Here is a 4610-nt window from a genome sequence, read left to right as displayed (position 1 = left end):
GAAGCGCTGCGATCTCGAGCTCGCGGGGCTCGCGTCGTCGGCCTATGCCAGCGGCATCTCGGCGCTGGTCGAGGACGAGCAGGAGCTTGGCTCGGCCTGCATCGACATGGGCGGCGGCACCACCGGCGTCTCGATCTTCATGAAGAAGCACATGATCTACGCAGACGCGGTGCAGATGGGCGGCAACCACGTCACCAGCGACATCTCGATGGGGCTGCAGATCCCCATGGCCATGGCCGAGCGGATCAAGACCTTCTACGGCGGCGTCGTCGCCACCGGGATGGACGACCGCGAGATGATCGAGATCTCGGGCGACACCGGCGACTGGCACCACGACCGGCGACAGGTGAGCCGCGCCGAGCTCATCGGCATCATGCGGCCGCGGGTGGAGGAAATCCTCGAGGAGGTGCGCACCTGCCTCGACGCGGCGGGTTTCGACCACATGCCGAGCCAGCAGATCGTGCTCACGGGGGCGGCAAGCCAGATCCCCGGGCTCGACGGGCTTGCGAGCCGGATCCTCGGCTCGCAGGTGCGGCTGGGGCGCCCGATGCGCGTGCACGGGCTGCCGCAGGCGGCGACGGGGCCGGGCTTTGCCAGCGCCGTCGGCATGTGCCTCTTCGCGGCGCATCCGCAGGACGAGTGGTGGGATTTCGAGATCCCCGTCGACAAGTACCCGGCCCGGTCGCTGAAACGCGCCGTGAAGTGGTTCCGCGACAACTGGTGAGGCCATCGGGGGCAGCGGTCCTGCATGGCCGGTCGGGGATTTGGCCCCGGTCTTTGGCCCGGTCTTCGGCTGGGCGTTTGGCGGGATTGCCCCCGCGTCCTGAGGCGGTGAGCCTGGCACGGGAAGAGGGGGCTCTGCCCCCGTCGCGTGCCGCGACTCCCCCGGAGTTTATCTGGCAAGATGAAGGGCCGGTGTTGCCCTGTTGTGGGCAGGGCGGCGTCTCCGGTCGGGTGTGGCGGTGCCGGGCGTGGCGACCTCCGGCGGGCTTGGCGGTGTCTCGGGCAGGGGGCGCGCCGGAGTGGGCTGGCTGGCGATCTTGTGAAGATTTTCCGGATGACGGCAGGGTGGGGCTCTGCTAGCTTGTCCACACAACCGTCCACAGAGACGGGCTGGCGGGACGTCGGGCAGACATCCCAGAACATGATCGCAAGACCCTCTGCGCGGGCCCTTCGGGCGCGCTGCTCAATCGTCGTTTGCGTCTCGTTCCGCGTTGGCCGCAAAATCTGGGTCTTTCGGCGAAATCCCGCGCGAAGACGTCCAAATTGCACCATATTTCGTAGCAAATTCGCGTTTTTTGCGTGACCGGACTCTAAGTTCTCGGTAAGAATTGACCCCAAAGGCGCAGGACAGGCGTGTATCAAGTCATTAAGACACAGGCGGACAAGCACATGACACTCAACCTCTCGATGCCCGGCCAGGAAGAGCTGAAGCCCCGGATCACGGTCTTCGGCGTGGGCGGTGCCGGCGGCAACGCCGTCAACAACATGATCGCCAAGCAGCTCGAAGGCGTCGATTTCGTCGTGGCGAACACCGACGCGCAGGCGCTGCAGCAGTCGATGTCGCAGAGCAAGGTGCAGCTCGGCGTGAAGGTGACCGAGGGGCTGGGTGCCGGGGCGCGTGCCTCCGTGGGTGCCGCTGCCGCTGAGGAGAGCATCGAGCAGATCGTCGACCACCTTGCCGGCGCGCACATGTGCTTCATCACCGCCGGCATGGGCGGCGGCACCGGCACTGGCGCCGCGCCGATCATCGCGCAGGCTGCCCGTGAGCTCGGCGTGCTGACCGTGGGCGTCGTCACCAAGCCGTTCCAGTTCGAGGGCGCCAAGCGCATGCGCCAGGCCGAGGAAGGCGTCGAGACCCTGCAGAAGGTCGTCGATACCCTCATCATCATCCCGAACCAGAACCTGTTCCGCCTCGCCAACGAGAAGACCACCTTCACCGAGGCGTTCTCGATGGCCGACGACGTGCTCTACCAGGGCGTCAAGGGCGTGACCGACCTGATGGTCCGTCCGGGTCTCATCAACCTCGACTTCGCCGACGTTCGCGCCGTGATGGACGAGATGGGCAAGGCGATGATGGGCACCGGCGAGGCCGAGGGCGAAGAGCGCGCCATCCAGGCCGCCGAGAAGGCCATCGCCAACCCGCTGCTCGACGAGATCTCGCTCAAGGGCGCGAAGGGTGTTCTCATCAACATCACCGGCGGTCACGACCTTACCCTGTTCGAACTCGACGAGGCGGCCAACCGCATCCGCGAGGAAGTGGACGCCGACGCCAACATCATCGTGGGCTCGACCCTCGACGACACCATGGAAGGCATGATGCGCGTGTCCGTCGTCGCCACCGGCATCGACGCCACCGCCGCGCACCAGGATGTACCGGTGCCGCGCCGCAAGCTCGCCGAGCCGCTGAAGCAGCAGCACATCGAGGAGGCGCCGGTCGCCGCCGCGCCGGTGCAGAAGCCCGCCGTTGCCGCGCGCGCGCCCGAGCCGGAGTACGAGGACGAGGAGCCCTCGCTGTTCGAGACGCTGGACGCCGAGCCCGCCGCCGCAGAGCAGCCGATGGAAACCGCCTACGAGGACGAGCTTCCTGCGGTTGCGGACGACGGCCTGCCGCCGCCGGCCTACCGCCCGCAGGTGGCGCAGTTCCAGCCGCAACCCGATGCGCTTGACGTGCAGCCCGAGGCCTTCGTGGCACCGCGCGCGCCCGCTCCGGGGCAGCCCTCGGCCGAGACCATGGCCCGCCTGCACGCCGCAGCCGCGCGCAACCGCCAGCAGCCCGGCGGCGCCCCGGCCCGTCCGGCGGTCCAGCCGGCGCAGCAGCCGGCCGTGCAGCGTCCGGCCGAAGCCGACAAGCCGCGTTTCGGGATCAACTCCCTGATCAACCGCATGACCGGCCACGGCCACGAGCAGGCCGCCGCGCCGGCCCCGCGTCGCCAGCAGCCGCCGATGCAGGCGCACCAGCCGGCGCCCGTGCATGACGAGGAAGAAGCCCACGAGCAGGACCGGATCGAGATCCCGGCCTTCCTGCGTCGCCAGGCAAACTGAGCGAAAATCATTCGCAGACCGATAAATTCCGTGAGCCCACGGAGCCAGAACGCCCCCGGAACAGGGGGCGTTTTTCTTTTTGATGGCAATGGCTTGGCTTGAGGGTCCCGGGGGTGCGCACGGTTCCGCGCATGCGCATCCTGCGATGTTTCAAGTGGTTGCAATACTTGATTTGTGATGACGGGGGGGCGTCTATATCTCCACCCTCGAAGGAGCCCCGACTGCTATGATGGCTCCGAGATCGAGGTAAGTAACGTGCAAACCACCATCCGCTCCGCAGTGACCTTCCAGGGCGTCGGCCTGCATTCGGGCCGGCCGGCCCGCATGACGATCCGCCCGGCCATGGCCGAGCACGGGATCTGGTTCAAGCGCACCGACATTCTTCTGGGCGATGCGCTGGTGCCGGCGCGCTGGGACTCCGTCGAGGTGACCCCGCTGTGCACCCGTATCGTCAATCAGGCAGGTGTCGCGATCTCGACCATCGAGCACGTCATGGCGGCGCTTGCGGGCTGCGGCGTTCACAACGCGCTGATCGAGATCGACGGCCCGGAGGTTCCGATCCTCGACGGCTCCGCCGCCCCCTTCGTGCGCGGCATCATGGCGCGCGGCGTCCGCGCCCTGCGCGCCCCGGTGCACGCCATCGAGATCCTCGAGCCGGTCGCCGTCTACACCGCCAAGGGCTGGGCCCGCCTGTCGCCGGCCCGTCCGGACGAGGGGCTGACGATGGACTTCCACATCGACTTCGCCGATGCCGCCATCGGCACCCAGGACAAGAGCCTGAGCCTCGCCAACGGCACCTTCGTGCGCGAGCTCTGCGACAGCCGCACCTTCTGCCGCCAGGCGGACGTGGACGCGATGCAGGCCAACGGCCTCGCGCTCGGCGGCACCTATGAGAACGCCGTCGTGGTCGATGGCGACAAGGTCCTCTCGCCGGGCGGCCTGCGCCACTCGGACGAGGCGGTGCGCCACAAGATGCTCGATGCGCTCGGCGATCTCTTCACTGCCGGCGCGCCGATCATCGGCCATTACGAGGGGCACAAGGCCGGTCACGGCATCACCAACATGCTCCTGCACGAACTCTTCGCGAATCCCGATGCCTACCGGCTCGTGGCCTGCGATGACGAGCTCTCCGCGCGGCTTCCCGGGGCCGGGGTGGAGCGCGACGAAATCCCCGCCGTCGCCTGAACGTGATGTCGGCAGCAAAACGCCGTTAAGGCGTTTTGCCCCGGAATTTTCTGTGCTAGGACCTTGGCCCAAGGACCGGTCATCGGTTCGGTCGAAGAAACACGAGGGTGTCGGGCATGGCAGGCGGCAGATCGCGCAAACTTGTGATCGGATTGGCTTTTTCCGCCATTATTCTGGCCGGGTGCACCGCGCAGGAGCGCGATGGCTACGCCAAGGGGAACATTCCTCTAGAGACCTTCAGCGCAGAGCAGATCTTTGAGCGCGGAGAGTACGAACTCGACCGCAATGATGGCGAGCGGGCGGCGTATTACTTCGGTGAGGTCGAGCGGCTCTATCCCTACTCGGACTGGTCCAAGCGTGCCCTGATCATGCAGGCCTAC

3 protein-coding genes and 1 pseudogene are annotated in these 4610 nt (G+C 67.3%); all 4 read left to right on the top strand.

Annotated elements, in window-relative coordinates; genetic code table 11:
* On the top strand, positions 1 to 724 hold a 724-nt coding region (ftsA, locus tag HC022_RS19430), incomplete at its 5' end, for a cell division protein FtsA (protein WP_167453519.1).
* A 668-nt stretch (positions 725 to 1392) separates the two neighbouring features.
* Positions 1393 to 3045 (top strand): cell division protein FtsZ, encoded by a 1653-nt coding sequence (gene ftsZ, locus HC022_RS19425; protein WP_167453520.1) that lies wholly within the window; start codon positions 1393 to 1395, stop codon positions 3043 to 3045.
* A gap of 255 nt (positions 3046 to 3300) precedes the next feature.
* Positions 3301 to 4230 (top strand): UDP-3-O-acyl-N-acetylglucosamine deacetylase, encoded by a 930-nt coding sequence (lpxC, locus tag HC022_RS19420; RefSeq protein WP_008883837.1) that lies wholly within the window; start codon positions 3301 to 3303, stop codon positions 4228 to 4230.
* A 116-nt stretch (positions 4231 to 4346) separates the two neighbouring features.
* Positions 4347 to 4610: pseudogene (locus tag HC022_RS19415) on the top strand (outer membrane protein assembly factor BamD); the annotation flags it as partial.

This window comes from Salipiger sp. HF18 (assembly GCF_011806505.1).
Classification (GTDB): Bacteria; Pseudomonadota; Alphaproteobacteria; order Rhodobacterales; family Rhodobacteraceae; genus Salipiger; species Salipiger thiooxidans.
Note: the sequence above shows the minus strand (reverse complement) of the source record. Positions and strands in the feature narration are given on the sequence as shown.